14 protein-coding genes are annotated in these 15,116 nt (G+C 61.3%); 8 read left to right on the top strand and 6 right to left on the bottom strand.

The genetic code is table 11. From position 1 onward, the window contains the following. Positions 1-27 precede the first annotated feature (27 nt). Positions 28-387 (top strand): low affinity iron permease family protein, encoded by a 360-nt coding sequence (locus J0663_RS17970; RefSeq protein ID WP_207241749.1) that lies wholly within the window; start codon positions 28-30, stop codon positions 385-387. A gap of 30 nt (positions 388-417) precedes the next feature. Here J0663_RS17970 and J0663_RS17965 read toward each other — a convergent pair whose 3' ends face one another. Further along, on the bottom strand, positions 418-810 hold the full coding sequence (locus tag J0663_RS17965) for a low affinity iron permease family protein (RefSeq protein ID WP_207241748.1): 393 nt from the start codon (positions 808-810) through the stop codon (positions 418-420). Between the two features lie 217 nt (positions 811-1,027). After that, positions 1,028-1,327 carry a DUF6074 family protein gene (locus J0663_RS17960; RefSeq protein WP_207241747.1) on the bottom strand — a complete coding sequence of 100 codons (300 nt, stop codon included), beginning with the start codon at positions 1,325-1,327 and terminating at the stop codon, positions 1,028-1,030. Positions 1,328-1,518: 191 nt separating this feature from the next. Here J0663_RS17960 and J0663_RS17955 point away from each other — a divergent pair, with 191 nt between their 5' ends. Next, complete coding sequence (locus J0663_RS17955) at positions 1,519-2,784, top strand: glycerate kinase type-2 family protein (RefSeq protein ID WP_207241746.1); 1,266 nt, start codon at positions 1,519-1,521, stop codon at positions 2,782-2,784. 25 nt (positions 2,785-2,809) lie between these two features. Here J0663_RS17955 and J0663_RS17950 read toward each other — a convergent pair whose 3' ends face one another. From J0663_RS17950 to J0663_RS17935, 4 genes are all read right to left on the bottom strand, one after another. After that, on the bottom strand, positions 2,810-3,763 hold the full coding sequence (locus J0663_RS17950; RefSeq protein ID WP_207241745.1) for an NAD-dependent epimerase/dehydratase family protein: 954 nt from the start codon (positions 3,761-3,763) through the stop codon (positions 2,810-2,812). An 89-nt stretch (positions 3,764-3,852) separates the two neighbouring features. Next, positions 3,853-4,836: a lytic transglycosylase domain-containing protein gene (locus J0663_RS17945; protein WP_207241744.1), complete on the bottom strand. Its 984-nt coding sequence runs from the start codon at positions 4,834-4,836 to the stop codon at positions 3,853-3,855. A gap of 138 nt (positions 4,837-4,974) precedes the next feature. Beyond that, the gene (locus J0663_RS17940) at positions 4,975-5,634 is read right to left on the bottom strand and encodes a peroxiredoxin (RefSeq protein WP_207241743.1); all 660 of its coding nucleotides are present in this window, start codon (positions 5,632-5,634) and stop codon (positions 4,975-4,977) included. Positions 5,635-5,772: 138 nt separating this feature from the next. Next, entirely contained in the window at positions 5,773-6,036 is a 264-nt protein-coding gene (locus tag J0663_RS17935) for a hypothetical protein (RefSeq protein ID WP_207241742.1), read from the bottom strand. Here J0663_RS17935 and J0663_RS17930 point away from each other — a divergent pair, their 5' ends adjacent. From J0663_RS17930 to J0663_RS17905, 6 genes are all read left to right on the top strand, one after another. Further along, complete coding sequence (locus J0663_RS17930) at positions 6,037-6,624, top strand: ANTAR domain-containing response regulator (RefSeq protein ID WP_207241741.1); 588 nt, start codon at positions 6,037-6,039, stop codon at positions 6,622-6,624. A 34-nt stretch (positions 6,625-6,658) separates the two neighbouring features. Then, positions 6,659-7,942 carry a CmpA/NrtA family ABC transporter substrate-binding protein gene (locus J0663_RS17925; protein WP_207241740.1) on the top strand — a complete coding sequence of 428 codons (1,284 nt, stop codon included), beginning with the start codon at positions 6,659-6,661 and terminating at the stop codon, positions 7,940-7,942. A 443-nt stretch (positions 7,943-8,385) separates the two neighbouring features. Next, positions 8,386-9,627 (top strand): MFS transporter, encoded by a 1,242-nt coding sequence (locus tag J0663_RS17920; protein WP_207241739.1) that lies wholly within the window; start codon positions 8,386-8,388, stop codon positions 9,625-9,627. A gap of 19 nt (positions 9,628-9,646) precedes the next feature. Further along, positions 9,647-12,097, top strand: a complete 2,451-nt coding sequence (gene nirB, locus J0663_RS17915; protein WP_207241738.1) for a nitrite reductase large subunit NirB — start codon at positions 9,647-9,649, stop codon at positions 12,095-12,097. A gap of 10 nt (positions 12,098-12,107) precedes the next feature. Continuing rightward, positions 12,108-12,452 (top strand): nitrite reductase small subunit NirD, encoded by a 345-nt coding sequence (gene nirD, locus J0663_RS17910; RefSeq protein ID WP_375337255.1) that lies wholly within the window; start codon positions 12,108-12,110, stop codon positions 12,450-12,452. Further along, positions 12,453-15,110: a nitrate reductase gene (locus J0663_RS17905; protein ID WP_207241736.1), complete on the top strand. Its 2,658-nt coding sequence runs from the start codon at positions 12,453-12,455 to the stop codon at positions 15,108-15,110. The last annotated feature ends 6 nt before the right edge of the window (positions 15,111-15,116 follow it).

Genomic DNA, 15,116 nt, shown 5'->3' with positions numbered 1-15,116 from the left:
TTCCTCTATGGGGCTGTGGAGAGCCATATGCGCTGGCGCTTTCGACTAATTTCCGACTTCGCCGTAGCATGGGCAGGGCATCGGGTGATTCCTGTCGCGCTGATTGGGTTCATAGCTCTATGGACGGCGGTCGGTTTGAGATTTTCGTTTCCCCGGCAGTGGTTTCTGCTGACCAACATGGTGGGCACGCTCGTCACATTCCTTATTTTGCTGCTGGTGCAACACTCCCAAAACCGCGACATGAAGGCGCTCCACGCCAAGCTCGACGAACTGATCCGATCAAGCGAGGCAGGAAACCATTGGATTGCCGCCGAGACGAAAGATGCCGATGCCATTGAAGACATGCGGCAGCAACATCAAGACCAAATTTCGGAAAAGCGAGCCTGAGCAGGTGCGACCCGTTTAGCCCGGCGTCGACTATGTGGCAGATTTCTCATCCGCCTTCTCCTCGACGCTTTCGGCCTTTTCTGCAAGCTTCTTGCTCATTTCCCTGAGCTCGCCCTCGTCGAGCTTTTCAATGCCGACAAATTTATTGGCGGCCTGGCTCGTCAGAATGAGCTCATCAAGCTTCGCCTGCAGAGCCTTTCCGTCTCGGTTCTGGCTGTTCTGCAACACAAACACCATCAGGAAGGTGATGATCGTGGTCGTCGTGTTGATCACCAGCTGCCACGTTTCGGAATAATCAAAATACGGCCCGGAAACTGCCCAGACGAGTACGAGCATCAGCGCCGCGACAAAGGTGAACGGCCTTCCCGACAGCTCGGCGACTGCGGTCGCGAAGGACGAGAAGAAGTTGGATTTCTTCGACATTTGAGAGGGCTCCCGCAGCGTCAATACTGTCAATCGACAACATCAACTCCACATCCGGGCGGAAGTTCCTCATGCCATCGAGGTCTATCCAGATGGCGAACGGCGCACTAAATGCAGATTGCGGGTCAGACCATCTGATTAAACCTGATGGGTGCGACGCGCTATAACTTTATGATCAAAAACAGCTGGACTGGGGACCCATTTCCAGAAGCGCCCATCAACGCTTCTGCGACTTGGCAACGGCCCGCTTCTGATGGCTGAGGACCAGTTCGATCTGGACATCCTGTTGAAATTCCATCACCCGCTGACCGACATCGCTCTCCGGCATTCCCGCGGCCAAAAGCTGATCGGCAAGCCTGCGGCACTCGGCTTTCCAGAATTCGATCGCGTCCGCGCCATGCCGCCGGCCGAGTTCTCGAGCGCAGCGCTCGATATTGGCCGTTCCGGTTGCGGAGGGGAAAGCAATAACCTTGCCTTCATGAGAGGCGGCGGGGCGGCGGGTCGTTTCAGTGGCCATCGAACACAGGTTTCCTTTGATCCTATATGTTGTCTACGGGACGATGGTTAATGCTTTCTATTCGTTCGCCTCTTTCAATGACGAGACTGCGTCGCCGCCGCCAGATCACCTCACCTTCGGCCTTGACGCCGCCACGCCGATGCGTCGACAGTCGTCATCATGATCGACACTTTAGGCAGCAGAGACCGACGATGACGATAAGCGCCCCCCGCGATTTCCTGAAAAGCCTGTTCGACGCGGCGGTTCGCGCCGCCGATCCGCTCACCGGCATCAAGTCGCACCTGCCGGAGAAACCGAAGGGAAGAACAGTTGTGATTGGCGCCGGCAAGGGTGCTGCGCAGATGGCGCAGGCGCTCGAAAGCGCATGGGACGGACCGCTCGGGGGACTGGTGGTTACCCGATACGGCTATGGCTGCGAAACGCGCTTCACCGAGATCGTCGAGGCAGCCCATCCGGTTCCCGACGCTGCGGGGTTGGCTGCGGCCAGGCGGTTGATGGAAGCGGTAGACCGGCTGACGGAAGACGATCTGGTGATCGCGCTGATCTGCGGCGGCGGCTCGGCGCTGCTGCCCGCCCCGCCGGAGGGGCTGACCCTCGACGATGAGATCGCGCTCAACGAAATGCTCCTTGCTTCCGGCGCGCCGATCTCGGCAATGAATGTCGTGCGCAAGCATCTTTCCACCATCAAGGGCGGGAGACTTGCGGCAGCGACCAAAGCAAGAGTCGTCAGTCTGATTGTGTCCGACATTCCCGGCGACAACCCAGCCCATGTCGCGTCCGGGCCGACGGTGCCTGACAGTTCAACCCGGCACGAAGCGCTGGAGATCATCAGGCAATATGGATTGCAGCTGCCGCAGGCCGCGCTCGACCATCTGAACTCGCCGAGGGCGGATGCGCCGCGGCCTGATGATCCAGTCTTCCTACGGCACGAGCATCATATCATCGCCTCTGCCGGGGTTTCGCTGGCGGCAGCGGCCGCCGAGGCGAAATCGCGAGGGATCACGCCGGCAATCCTTTCGGATGCGATCGAGGGCGAATCGCGTGACGTAGCGCTGGTGCACGCGGCCATCGCCCGCGAGGTCTTGGGGCGGAACAGGCCCTTTTCGAAACCGGTCGTCATCGTGTCCGGCGGCGAGACGACCGTGACGCTGAGAGCCAAGGGCGGCAAGGGCGGGCGCAACGGCGAATTCGCCCTTGCCGTGGCGCTCGCGATCGATGGACATGACGGAATTCATGTCCTGGCTGCCGACACGGACGGGATTGACGGTTCTGAGGACAATGCCGGCGCTTTTGCCGATGGCGGCACGGTCAAACGTCTTCGCGCCGCCGGGCTCGATCCGCGCCGGCTGCTCGACGGCAATGACAGCTACTCCGCATTCGAGGCTGCCGGCGATCTCTTCGAGACCGGCCCGACCGGAACCAACGTCAACGATTTCAGGGCGATCCTCATCCAATAGAGTGCCGCAAATGACTGAGTGGAGATCAGGTCTCGATCCGGCCTTGCCCGACCATCCAGCCGACTGCTTCCTGCACCGCCTGCAGGGACGTATATCGCGGGCTGTAGCCCAACAGGTGCCGGGCTTTGGCAATCGAGCAGTTCGGGCTGTGGGCGATATGCTCCCAGGTCGCCTCCGCATCTTCGGCCGTCTGGCGCTGGGCCCAGACGTCGAATGGTGCGAAGGTCAGCTTCGGTTCCTGCCCGAACCACCGCGACATGGATTCTGCGTAACCGCGAAGCGTCAGGGCCGCCTCCGATACCGCGTGGAAACTTTCGCCAGTGGAGGCGTTCCAATTGGCGATCGCACCCATGAACATTGCCGCCACGTCATCGGCATGAACGTGATGAACGGTCTCCAGGCCGAAATTGGGCAGCGCCAGCGCTTCGCCACGGGCAAGCGTCGAAAAGACCTGCAGATTGAAATTGCCGGCCGGATTGAGCGGCGCCCAGCCGGGGCCGACAATGTGGCCGGGATGGATGATGGTCACCGGAAAACCGCGGAGCCTTGCCTGCTGCAGCAGATAGGTTTCGATCGCCGCCTTTTGGATGCCATAGTCACCGAAGGGAGACTTCGGCGCCTCCTCCCGTGTCGGCACAGCCACGGGGTAGCCATGCGTCCAGATCGTGCCTGTATGCAGGAAGTGACCGATATGCCCCGACAGCGCCTTTACCAGCTGCTCGGCGCGTTCCAGCCTAAAGCAGATCATGTCGATGACGATATCGGCGTTCAAGGCTCGCACGGCCGGCCCGAAATCCCCTTTCCGCTCCATCTCTGCCCGGTCCATCTGTCGCTGATCGACCGAGGCCCAGGCGCGGCTTGCCGTGTAGGGCTTCGCCGCACCGCGGCTGATCGTCACGACGTCGTGACCGGCCTCAACCAGACGGGGAACGAGATAGGTTCCGACATGACCTGTTGCCCCGATGACCAAAACTCGCATTGCCGTTCCTCCCGTGACACGATCCGCTTCGACTATGCTGCGTCGTCCGGCGATCCTGCAAGCAGACTTTTCGCTGAGAATGGGAAGCACTACCGGTTCTTGAAAACAAGGCAGGTGCCGCCATGTTTGCGGATCTGGTTGCAGACGTCATTGGCTTCGATACGTGTCTGCCGCACGATGCGGGCGGCATAACGCGGGCGAAAACCGAAGCTGCGATCGCGCTGGCGCAGGATCAGCGGCTGCTCCGCATTCAATGGCGCTGGCAGATCCTGCACGGCGTCGCGAAACATCCGCCGGGCCACCGCGACATCGGCACTCGCCGCAAGCTGGACGCCCCAGGGGGCCCATTCGCCCTCCTGACGCCAGGACGTGTCCTTCAGCGTCCGCTTCTCCGCGAGCGCCACACAGCCATCGAGAAAGGGCTTGTCTTTGTCGAGCGGCGCGGCCGCAGCTTCCGGCAGGTTATCCTTCCATTCGTCAACCGTATGAGCGGTGATCGCCATGACATAGCTGCGTGTCTCGTAAGGTAATCTTCCTGACGCAAGGTAAGAGGCAAGACCATTTTCGCCGGCATTGTAGGCGGCGGCGGCAAGGCCGAGATTGCCGAAACGGTTGCGCAATTCATCAAGGTACTGCGCCGACTTCCGCAAGGCTTCCAACACTTGATAGCTATCTTCGAGCCCGCGCAGTTTCGCCGTTCCGGGCATGAACTGCGCAATCCCCTGTGCGCCCTTGAAGCTGACGGCGTCGGGGCGAAAGGTACTCTCCCGCCAGATAAGACGGGCGAAATAATCCGGCGGCAATTGATTGGCCGCAGCAAAATGCTCAATCGCCACGCAGAGATCGTAATTGAAGCTCTGTTTGCGGATACACAGGGTCTCGCCCGATGCCGAAGCCGAAGGGCCCGAATAGAGACAGGCCGCCGGATGATCGCTTCCCTCCGGCTGAGCCTTTCCCGCGCCCATTTGGGAAAACAGCAGGCAGAGCGAAAGCATGGCCTTTGCCCATCTCCTCCCTATGACGGATTGACGTTTTCGCCCTATCATCGGATCTCGGCAGGTTCGAACTTCCATCGCGATGCTAAATCCTAGATAGCATTGATGTCGTCCCGAAGCTTCCCCCGATTTCATATCTGCGCTTGATTTCCAACAGACACAAAAAAGCCGCCGGGCCAGGGACGCGGCGGCTCAGGGAACAGCTCGAACCAACGATCAGGCCGTTGGCTGCTTCGTTTTCCGGAGATATGGCAGAACTGTATCGAACGAGCCAAAACGCGTGATGGCGTCTTCATTGGAGACGGCGGCAGTGATGATGACATCTTCGCCCTGGTTCCAGTTTGCCGGCGTCGCCACCTGGTGCTTGGCAGTCAGCTGGATGGAGTCGATGGCGCGCAGGATCTCGTTGAAATTCCGTCCCGTCGTCATCGGATAGGTCAGGATCAGCTTGATCTTCTTGTCGGGGCCGATGATGAAGACCGAACGCACCGTCGCATTGTCGGCGGGCGTGCGGCCTTCAGAGGTATCGCCGGCTCCGGCCGGCAGCATGTCATAAAGCTTGGCGACCTTGAGATCCTTGTCGCCGATCAAGGGATAGTCGACATCAAAGCCGGTTGCGGTCTTGATGTCACCTTTCCACTTGGCATGGCTTTCGACCGGATCGACGGAGATGCCGATGATCTTGACGCCGCGCTTGGAAAACTCGCCCGCAAGGCCGGCCATGGCGCCGAGCTCTGTCGTGCAGACGGGCGTGAAATTCTTCGGGTGGGAGAACAGCACGGCCCAGCCGTTACCGATCCAGTCATGGAAACTGATCGGTCCCTGCGTCGTGTCGGCGGTAAAGTCGGGGGCAATGTCGTTGATACGTAAGCTCATGGTCGGCCCTCCAAGCCTTGTGTTCAATTTTTTCGTCTCAAATCGAGGCTATGGGATCGCCAGAAACAGACGCGAGATTGCGATTTTGAGCTCGCACCGGTCGAAGGTAAAAATTCCCATCCCAGGATTTTAACTAAGTCATATACCATGATAACCGAAGGCATGCTCTTTCGATTTCCGGCCTGCTGCGGCATTATTTTTCCGGAACCCAGCAAGCCGGGACATCGCCTTGCACGAACCATCGCCGTCGAGCTCAGGACCAAAATTACGGCGCAGCGCCATCGGCTTCTCCTGCACGCCTGAAACTGCGCCACATTGATTACTATTTAGGCGCCTCACTTTTTGCACATTTTTCAGGCGTCCACCTTGCCAAAATTGCTGCAGCGCGTCATAAATATGCACATGACGCATCGCGATCTGACAATTCTGGTGATCGATGAAAATGCCATACGCGCCTCCATCATCGAAGAAGGGCTGCGCGAGGCAGGGCATGCGCGCGTCACCGTGATCCATGAGGTCAATGGTGTCGCGCGAATCATCGAAACGCTGATGCCTGACGTGATCATCATCGATATCGAAAATCCCAACCGCGACATGATGGAGCATCTGTTCCAGCTGACACGCACGGTCAGCCGTCCGATAGCCATGTTCGTCGATCGCTCCGACACGGCCTCGATCGAAGCCGCCGTCGATGCCGGCGTTTCGGCCTATATCGTCGACGGACTGAAGAAGGAACGCGTCAAACCGATCCTCGATATGGCCGTCAGCCGCTTCAACGCCTTCAGCCGCCTGCGGCGGGAGCTTGCCGATGCCCGATCGGCGCTGGAGGAACGCAAGCTGATCGAGCGCGCCAAGGGCATATTGATGAAGATGCGCGGCCTCTCCGAGGAAGAGGCCTTCGCCCTGCTGCGGCAGACGGCAATGAACGAAAAGAAGAAGATGTCAGAAATCGCCCAAAGCGTTGTCACAGCTGCGGGACTTTTAATGTGATGGCTGGCCTCTTCATTTTCCGGAGGAAGCCGGATTGGATATGATGACGAAGACTGCCAATGTGAGCGGTGGGCTGCCCTCGCCTGCGCGCGTGAACAGTGAAGGGGCGAAAGTGCTGCGGGCGGGATTCATTCCGCTCGTCGATGCATCGGTGCTGATCGCCGCGGCGGAATTCGGTTTCGCCAGGAAAGAAGGCTTGACCCTCGATCTCGTCAAGGACGTTTCCTGGGCGAATGTCCGCGATCGGCTCGCGTTCCGCCAGTTCGATATCGCCCACATGCTGTCGCCGATGCCCGTCGCCTCCATGCTTGGTCTCGGCTCCAATCCCTCACCGACGATAGCGCCGTTTTCGCTGGGTCGCGGCGGCAATGCCATCACCTTGTCGACGCGGCTTTTCGACAGGATGCGGAATGATGCCGGATTGCCGGAGGCGGCTGGCGCGCTCGACCATGCCCGCGCCCTGGCAAAAGTGCTGGCGGCGATGAAGACGCACGGCGAACCGTTGCTGACCTTCGGCGTCACCTATCCCTTCTCCTCCCACAATTACGAATTCCGTTACTGGCTGGCAGCCGGTGGCATCGACCCCGATAAGGACGTCAAGCTTGTCGTCGTGCCGCCGCCCATGACGTCGGACGCCTTGGCGGCCGGCGCGATCGATGGTTTCTGCGTCGGCGCGCCATGGAACATGGTGGCTTCGGAGCGCGGCGTCGGCCGCATCGTCGCTGCCAAACAGGATATTTGGCCATCGGCTCCGGAAAAGGTGATCGGCATGCGACCGGACTGGGCGGAAACCCATCCGGAAACCGTTTCCCGTCTCATCGTGGCGCTCGATGCGGCAGCCCGCTGGTGCGACCAGCCGGAAAACCATGACGTGCTTGCCGCAGCTCTTGCCGACCCCCGCTATATCGCCGCCTCCGTCGAGATCATTCGCCGCGTGCTCGCCGGCGAATTCAGCCTCGACGCCAGGGGCAACCGCCGCGTCATCGCCAATTATTTCACGTTCCATTCCGGCTTCGCCAATTATCCCCGGCCCAGCCATGCGCTGTGGATCTATAGCCAGATGATCCGATGGGGACAGGCCGAGGCGAGCCTCAACAGTGCGCGGGCCGCCGCCTTCGCCTACCGGCCGGATCTCTATCGCGCAGCACTCGGCGACGGCAACGCACCTGTTGACGCCGACATCCGCGTCGAAGGAAGCGAGGAGGGTGATCGTTTCATGGACGGCCATGTTTTCGATCCGGCGGAACTGCCGGCCTACGTTGCAGGCTTTGCCGTCAGGAGCGCCCTGCCCTTCGGTTCCGGCAGCGACGAGATCTGATCCGGGCTGCCCAAAACGCCAGCACGGTTCTGCTCCCGCCCCATCGTAACGCACAAAAGATTTGCACAAGGGGCGACAGCCTGAAAAAGGGGCAGTCGCAAAACTTCAGGAAAACTCTATCAATTCAACACATTGAAACAGATATCGGAAATTGGCACGCCGTTTGCTTCTTTATTATCATACCGGTCAACGGCGATCGGAGCAGAGTGAGCGCGAGATGGCTCACAGACGACAGAGACCTGCCCTTGAGCAACCCGGCATCGGGATCGCTTTAAGGCGATAGCCGGAAGGCCACGAATTCGGCGTCCAATGGCGGGCGTCACCAGCAAAGCCGCTGATCAGGATATTTCGCGCGCCTCGTGCAAGCGCGTCCTGATCGGCGGCTTTTTTGTTTTAACCCTCAGCAATGGATCGGCACGACCTTGTCGGGCCGCGGAGAAGCCATGTCTGTCACCGAAAAAGCGCAGCCCATGTCCGCCGGCGAACCAGCCAAAGCATTGTGGATCTCCACTTTAGCCTTCACCCTCTGTTTTGCCGTCTGGACAATCTTTGCGATCATCGGCATTCGCATCAAGCAGGATCTTGGCTTGAACGAAGCCGAATTCGGCTTGCTGGTCGGCACCCCGGTGCTGACCGGTTCGCTGGTGCGCATCGTCCTTGGCATATGGACGGAGCGCTATGGCGGCCGTCTCGTTTACACGCTGACCATGGTCGCAGCCGCGTTGGCGACCTTTCTGCTTTCCTACGCCCAGACTTATCCGCAGATGCTGATCGCCGGTCTCGGCGTCGGGCTTGCCGGCGGCTCCTTTGCGGTCGGTGTCGCCTACGTCTCGCCTTTCTTTTCGACGCAAAAGCAGGGGACGGCGCTCGGCATCTTCGGTGCCGGCAATGTCGGCGCGGCCGTGACCAAATTCGCAGCACCCTTCGTGCTGATCGCATGGGGATGGCAGGCGGTTGCTCAGATCTGGGCCGCCGGCCTGGTGCTGATGGCAATCGTCTTCTGGTTCACCACCACGGATGATCCGGCCTTCCGCCTTCGCCGCGAACGCGGCGTCGCCCCCAAGAGTTTCGCTCAGGAATTCGCGCCGCTGCAGAACGTTCAGGTCTGGCGCTTCTCGCTCTACTATTTCTTCGCTTTCGGCGGCTTCGTCGCCCTGTCCCTGTGGCTGCCGCGCTATCTGGTCGGCGTCTACGGCTTCAACCTGGAAACCGCCGGCATGATTGCCGCGGCCTATTCCATCCCAGGGAGTATCTTCCGCGCCTTCGGCGGCGTGCTGTCGGATAAGAAAGGCGCCCGCAGCGTCATGTACGCGATGTTTGCCGTGTCGGCCGTCGCAACCCTCATCCTTTCGCTGCCGGCCACGGCGATCACTCCGGTCATCTTCATTATCGTGATCTTCGTGCTCGGGTTCTTCATGAGCCTCGGCAAAGCCGCCGTCTACAAGCACATTCCTGCCTACTACCCCGACAGCGTCGGCGCCGTCGGCGGCATCGTCGGCATGATGGGCGGTCTCGGCGGCTTCATTTTGCCGATCGCCTTTGGCCTCCTCAAGGACATGACCGGCCTCTGGTCCAGCTGTTTCCTGCTGCTCTTCGTAATCGTCGCGGTCTCGCTCGTCTGGATGCACCTGTCCGTCAAGCAGCTGTCGCGCCGGGTGCACTCCGCGCCCGTGGCTGCAACCTAATTTCTAAGGACCTGAAAGTATGACCGAAAAACTCGTTATCATCGGCAATGGCATGGCGCCGGGGCGCATGCTGGAGCACCTCTTCGAGCAAGCGCCCGGACGCTATGAAGTGACGATCTTCAATGCCGAGCCGCGTGTCAATTATGACCGCATCATGCTCTCGCCGGTTCTCTCCGGAGAAAAGGACTACGAGCAGATCATCATTCACGGCGACGGTTGGTATATCAAGCACGGCATCACGCTCTATAAGGGCCACAGGATCGTCAACATCGATCGCGCCGCCAAAACCGTCACCTCCGACCACGGCGTTACCGAAAGCTACGACAAGCTGGTGATCGCCACCGGTTCGGTGCCGTTCATCATCCCGGTTCCCGGCAAGGATCTGCCCGGAGTCATCACCTATCGCGATCTCGACGACGTGCAGGCCATGCTGCTCGCCGCTCAGTCGCGTGAAAAGGCAGTCGTCATCGGCGGCGGCCTGCTTGGGCTTGAAGCGGCGGCCGGCCTCGCCCAGCGTGGCATGGACGTCACCGTCCTGCACGTCATGCCGACGCTGATGGAACGCCAGCTCGATCCGGCCGCCGGCTATCTCCTGCAGAAGGCGGTCGAGGAACGCGGCATCAAGGTCATCTGCAAGGCCAATACCAAGGCGATCATCGGCAACGGCAAGGTCGAGGGAATCGAGCTTGACGACGGCCGCATCATTCCTGCAACCCTCGTCGTCATGGCAGTCGGCATCCGGCCGAATGTCGGCCTGGCGAAGAACGCCGGCCTCGCGGTCAATCGCGGCATCGTCGTCGATGCCGGCATGCAGACCTCGGATGGCGACATCCTGGCGCTCGGCGAATGCGCCGAGGTGGGCGGCATGGTCTACGGCCTCGTCGCGCCGCTCTATGAGATGGCCCGTATCGCAGCCGCGCATCTCTCCGGCGATCGTTCGCCCGCCTTCGTCCATGCGGACACGCCGACCAAACTGAAGGTCACCGGCATCGAGCTCTATTCGCTCGGCGATTTCGCCGACGGCGACGACCGCGAGGAAATCGTCCTGCGCGATGCCAGCGCCGGCATCTACAAGCGTCTGGTGCTGAAGGACAACAAGATCATCGGCACCGTGCTTTACGGCGAGACTGCCGACGGCGCCTGGTTCAACGATCTGAAGAAGAAGGCGACCGATATTTCGCAAATGCGCGAGACGCTGATTTTCGGTCAGGCCTACCAGGGAGGGTCACCGCTGGACCCTATGGCGGCCGTTGCAGCCTTGCCGGATGATGCGGAAATCTGTGGCTGCAACGGCGTATGCAAGGGCAAGATCACGTCCACGATCACCTCCAAGGGGCTGACGTCGCTCGACGAGGTCCGCGCCCATACCAAGGCATCCGCCTCGTGCGGCTCCTGCACCGGCCTCGTCGAGCAATTGATGGCGCTGACGCTCGGCGACAGCTACAATCCCGCTGCCGTGCAGCCGATGTGCACCTGCACCGAACTCGGCCATGACGACGTCCGCCGCCTGATCAAGGCCAAGGGCCTAAAGAGCATCCCCGCTGTCATGCAGGAACTCGAATGGAAGACCTCCTGCGGCTGCGCCAAATGTCGACCCGCCCTCAACTATTACCTCGTCTGCGACTGGCCGGACGAATATGCCGACGACTACCAGTCGCGTTTCATCAATGAGCGCGTGCATGCCAACATCCAGAAGGACGGCACCTACTCCGTCGTTCCGCGCATGTGGGGCGGCGTCACCAATTCGAACGAGCTTCGCGCCATCGCCGATGTCGTCGACAAGTTTGAGATCCCGATGGTGAAGGTGACGGGCGGCCAGCGCATCGACCTGCTCGGCATCGAGAAGGAGGACCTGCCCGCCGTCTGGGCCGATCTCGGCAAGGCCGGCTTCGTGTCGGGCCAGGCCTATGCCAAGGGCCTGCGCACGGTGAAGACCTGCGTCGGCTCCGACTGGTGCCGCTTCGGGACGCAGGATTCCACTGGTCTCGGCATCCGCATCGAGAAATTCATGTGGGGCTCCTGGACGCCGGCCAAGCTGAAGATGGCCGTCTCCGGCTGCCCGCGCAATTGCGCGGAAGCAACCTGCAAGGATATCGGCGTGATTTGCGTCGATTCCGGTTTCGAGATCCACTTCGCCGGAGCAGCAGGTCTCGACATCAAGGGCACCGAAGTGCTCGGCCTTGTGAAGACCGAAGACGAGGCGCTGGAGCACATCGTGGCGCTGACGCAGATGTACCGCGAGCAGGCCCGCTATCTCGAGCGTATCTACAAGTGGGCCAAGCGCATCGGCCTGGAGGAAATCCGCCGCCAGATCATGGGTGATGCCGAAAAGCGCAAAGCCTATTACGACCGCTTCGTCTTCTCCCAGAAATTCGCGCAGGTCGATCCTTGGTCCGAGCGTGTTTCCGGCAAGGACAAGCACGAGTTCAAGCCGATGGCGACGATCGGTTATCCGCAGGCAGCTGAATAAGGAGATGGACATGACCTGGCCCAATGAAAACTGGCATCCAATCGGTGACATCTCCGACATCCCCCTGCGCGGCGCACGCTGCGTAAAGACACCGCAGGGCAAGATCGCCGTCTTCCGCACTGCCGGAAACGAGGTCTTCGCCATCGAGGACCATTGCCCGCACAAAGGCGGCCCGCTCTCCCAGGGCATCGTGCATGCCAAGGCCGTCACCTGCCCGCTGCACAACTGGGTGATCTCGCTCGAGACCGGCAGGGCGCTCGGCGCCGACGAGGGCGCGGTGCGGACCATCCCGGTCCGCAATCAGGACGGTGCCCTCTTCATCGCCCTTGAAAGCCTGATGATGGCGGCGGAATAGATGGCGACGGAGATCAAGACCACCTGTCCCTATTGCGGCGTCGGGTGCGGCGTTGTTGCCACGGTCGACGAGGCGGGCGCCGTCAGCGTCAAGGGCGATCCCGAGCATCCGTCGAATTTCGGCCGGCTCTGCTCGAAGGGTTCGGCGCTTGCCGAAACCATCGACCTCGACGGCCGGCTGCTCCATCCCGAAATTGCCGGCAAACGGAGCAGCTGGGACGAGGCGCTTGATCTCGTTGCCCGGCGTTTTTCCGAAACGATCGCCGAACACGGGCCGGATTCGGTTGCCTTCTATGTCTCGGGTCAGTTGCTGACCGAGGATTATTACATCGCCAACAAACTGATGAAGGGCTTTATCGGCTCCGGCAATATCGACACCAATTCCAGGCTCTGCATGTCCTCCTCCGTCGCAGGGCATCGCCGCGCCTTCGGCGCCGATACTGTGCCCGGCACCTATGAGGATATCGAACTCGCCGACCTGATCGTCCTGACGGGCTCCAACCTTGCCTGGTGCCATCCGGTCATCTACCAGCGGCTTGCCGCCGCAAAGGCGGCGCGGCCAAACATGCGGATCGTCGTCATCGATCCGCGCCGGACGATGACATGCGACATTGCCGACCTGCATCTGGCAATTCGCCCGGACGGTGACGTCGCGCTGTTCATGGGACTGCTTGCCCATCTCGCCACGAGCCCGGCGATTGACCAGAATTATATTGCCGCTCATACGGAAGGTTTCGCTGAAGCATTCGCGGCGGCCGCAGCCCTTGATATCAATGATCTCCTGGAGCGGACGGGTCTGCCGGCCATGCAGATCCGGGAATTTTTCCGCCTGTTCGAGTCGACCGAGAAGGTCGTCACCTGCTACAGCCAGGGCGTCAACCAATCCTCCTCCGGCACCGATAAGGTCAATGCCATCCTCAATTGTCATCTGGCGACCGGCCGGATCGGCCGCGCCGGCACGGGACCTTTCTCGCTGACCGGCCAGCCGAACGCCATGGGTGGGCGCGAGGTCGGCGGCCTCGCCAATATGCTTGCCGCCCATATGGCGATCGAGAATGCGGAGGACCGAGACCGCGTTCAGCGCTTCTGGAATTCGCCGGTCATTGCCGCAAAGCCCGGATTGAAGGCGGTCGACATGTTCCGCGCGGTGGCCGACGGCCGCATCAGGGCGCTCTGGGTCATGGCAACCAATCCTGTCGTCTCCATGCCGGATGCCGATAGCGTCGAAAGCGCGGTTGCCGCCTGCCCCTTCGTCGTCGTCTCGGACATCCTGAAGGATACGGATACCACCCGGCACGCTCATGTGCTCTTGCCCTCGCTCGGCTGGGGCGAGAAGAACGGCACCGTCACCAATTCCGAACGGCGCATTTCCAGGCAGCGGCCGTTTCTCGACGTCCCGGGCGAGGCCAGGGCCGACTGGTGGCAGCTTGCGGAGGTCGGACGCCGGATGGGATTTGCCGCCGCTTTCGATTTCGACGCGCCGGCGGAGATCTTCTCCGAGCATGCCGCCCTTTCCGCCTTCGAAAATAACGGCAGCCGCGATTTCGATATCGGCGCGCACGTCGGCATGACGGGTGTCGCCTATGACACGCTGTCGCCCTTTCAGTGGCCGCAGGCGGCAGGGACCGAACCCAGTGTCACCCGCTTCTTCGCCGAGGGCGGTTTCTACCATGCCGATCGCAAGGCGCGTTTTGTCGCGGTGACACCTCCGGCGACGGATCGCACCAGCGCCGGCTTCCCCTTCACGCTGAATACGGGGCGCATCCGCGACCAGTGGCACACGATGACGCGCACCGGAAAGAGCGCGCGGCTTTCCGCCCATATCGCCGAACCCTTTGCCGAGATCCATCCGCGGGACGCGATCGAAAATGGCGTAGCCAGCGCCGGCCTCGTCGAAATCGAGAGCCCTCACGGCAAAGCGATCGTGCGGGCGCTGGTGACCGACCGCCAGGCGCGCGGCGGCATTTTCGCACCGATGCACTGGAACGATCAGTTCGCGGCAAAAGCGCGGATCGACGCGGTCGTGGCGCCGGTCACCGACCCCATTTCCGGTCAGCCGGCATCGAAGAACGTTGCCGTCGTCGTCCGGCCCTTTCGCGCCATGCTCTACGGTTTCGCGGTCTCGGCCACGAAACCGGTCACGCCCGACGCGGCCTATTGGGCGGTGGCGAAAGCTGCCGGCGGCTGGCGGCTGGAGGTTGCCTTCACTGAAGTCGTCGAAGACTGGACGGCCTGGTGCCGGAGGGTTTTCGCTATTCCCGCCGAGATCGAACCGCTGGGTTACGCCGATCGGCAGTCCGGCGATCTCAGGCTTGCCTTCTTCGACGGCGAGATCCTGCTCGCCGCACTGTTCCTCGCGCGCGAACCGGTTGCCGTCGCACGCAATTGGGCGATCTCGCAGCTCTCCGCCGCGCATGGAGATCTCAGGAAACGCTTTGCGCTGGTCGCAGGCCGTCCCGGCGCCGGGAGGCCGGATCCGGGGGCTACCGTCTGCTCCTGCTACAGTGTCGGGGTCAACCAGATCGCTGCCGCCGTACGCAGAGGGTGCCACAGCGTCGAGGCGGTCGGCAAGGAAACGAGCGCCGGAACCAATTGCGGTTCGTGCCGCAGCGAAATCGGCAGGATCATCGATCGCTGTCTTGCCGCAGCCGCGGAATGAATACGC

Source organism: Rhizobium lentis (genome assembly GCF_017352135.1).
Lineage (GTDB): Bacteria > Pseudomonadota > Alphaproteobacteria > Rhizobiales > Rhizobiaceae > Rhizobium > Rhizobium lentis.
The sequence above is the reverse complement of the archived record's forward strand: the minus strand, read 5'-3'. Positions and strand labels throughout refer to the sequence as shown.

What these genes read in the sequence shown, in the direction of transcription:
- J0663_RS17930 (WP_207241741.1), top strand. Translation starts at nt 6,037, where the DNA reads ATGACGCATCGCGATCTGACAATTCTGGTGATCGATGAAAATGCCATA.
- J0663_RS17940 (WP_207241743.1), bottom strand. Translation starts at nt 5,634, where the DNA reads ATGAGCTTACGTATCAACGACATTGCCCCCGACTTTACCGCCGACACG.
- J0663_RS17955 (WP_207241746.1), top strand. Translation starts at nt 1,519, where the DNA reads ATGACGATAAGCGCCCCCCGCGATTTCCTGAAAAGCCTGTTCGACGCG.
- nirB (WP_207241738.1), top strand. Translation starts at nt 9,647, where the DNA reads ATGACCGAAAAACTCGTTATCATCGGCAATGGCATGGCGCCGGGGCGC.
- J0663_RS17960 (WP_207241747.1), bottom strand. Translation starts at nt 1,327, where the DNA reads ATGGCCACTGAAACGACCCGCCGCCCCGCCGCCTCTCATGAAGGCAAG.
- nirD (WP_375337255.1), top strand. Translation starts at nt 12,108, where the DNA reads ATGACCTGGCCCAATGAAAACTGGCATCCAATCGGTGACATCTCCGAC.
- J0663_RS17905 (WP_207241736.1), top strand. Translation starts at nt 12,453, where the DNA reads ATGGCGACGGAGATCAAGACCACCTGTCCCTATTGCGGCGTCGGGTGC.
- J0663_RS17950 (WP_207241745.1), bottom strand. Translation starts at nt 3,763, where the DNA reads ATGCGAGTTTTGGTCATCGGGGCAACAGGTCATGTCGGAACCTATCTC.
- J0663_RS17965 (WP_207241748.1), bottom strand. Translation starts at nt 810, where the DNA reads ATGTCGAAGAAATCCAACTTCTTCTCGTCCTTCGCGACCGCAGTCGCC.
- J0663_RS17945 (WP_207241744.1), bottom strand. Translation starts at nt 4,836, where the DNA reads ATGGAAGTTCGAACCTGCCGAGATCCGATGATAGGGCGAAAACGTCAA.
- J0663_RS17970 (WP_207241749.1), top strand. Translation starts at nt 28, where the DNA reads ATGCGCTGGCGCTTTCGACTAATTTCCGACTTCGCCGTAGCATGGGCA.
- J0663_RS17920 (WP_207241739.1), top strand. Translation starts at nt 8,386, where the DNA reads ATGTCTGTCACCGAAAAAGCGCAGCCCATGTCCGCCGGCGAACCAGCC.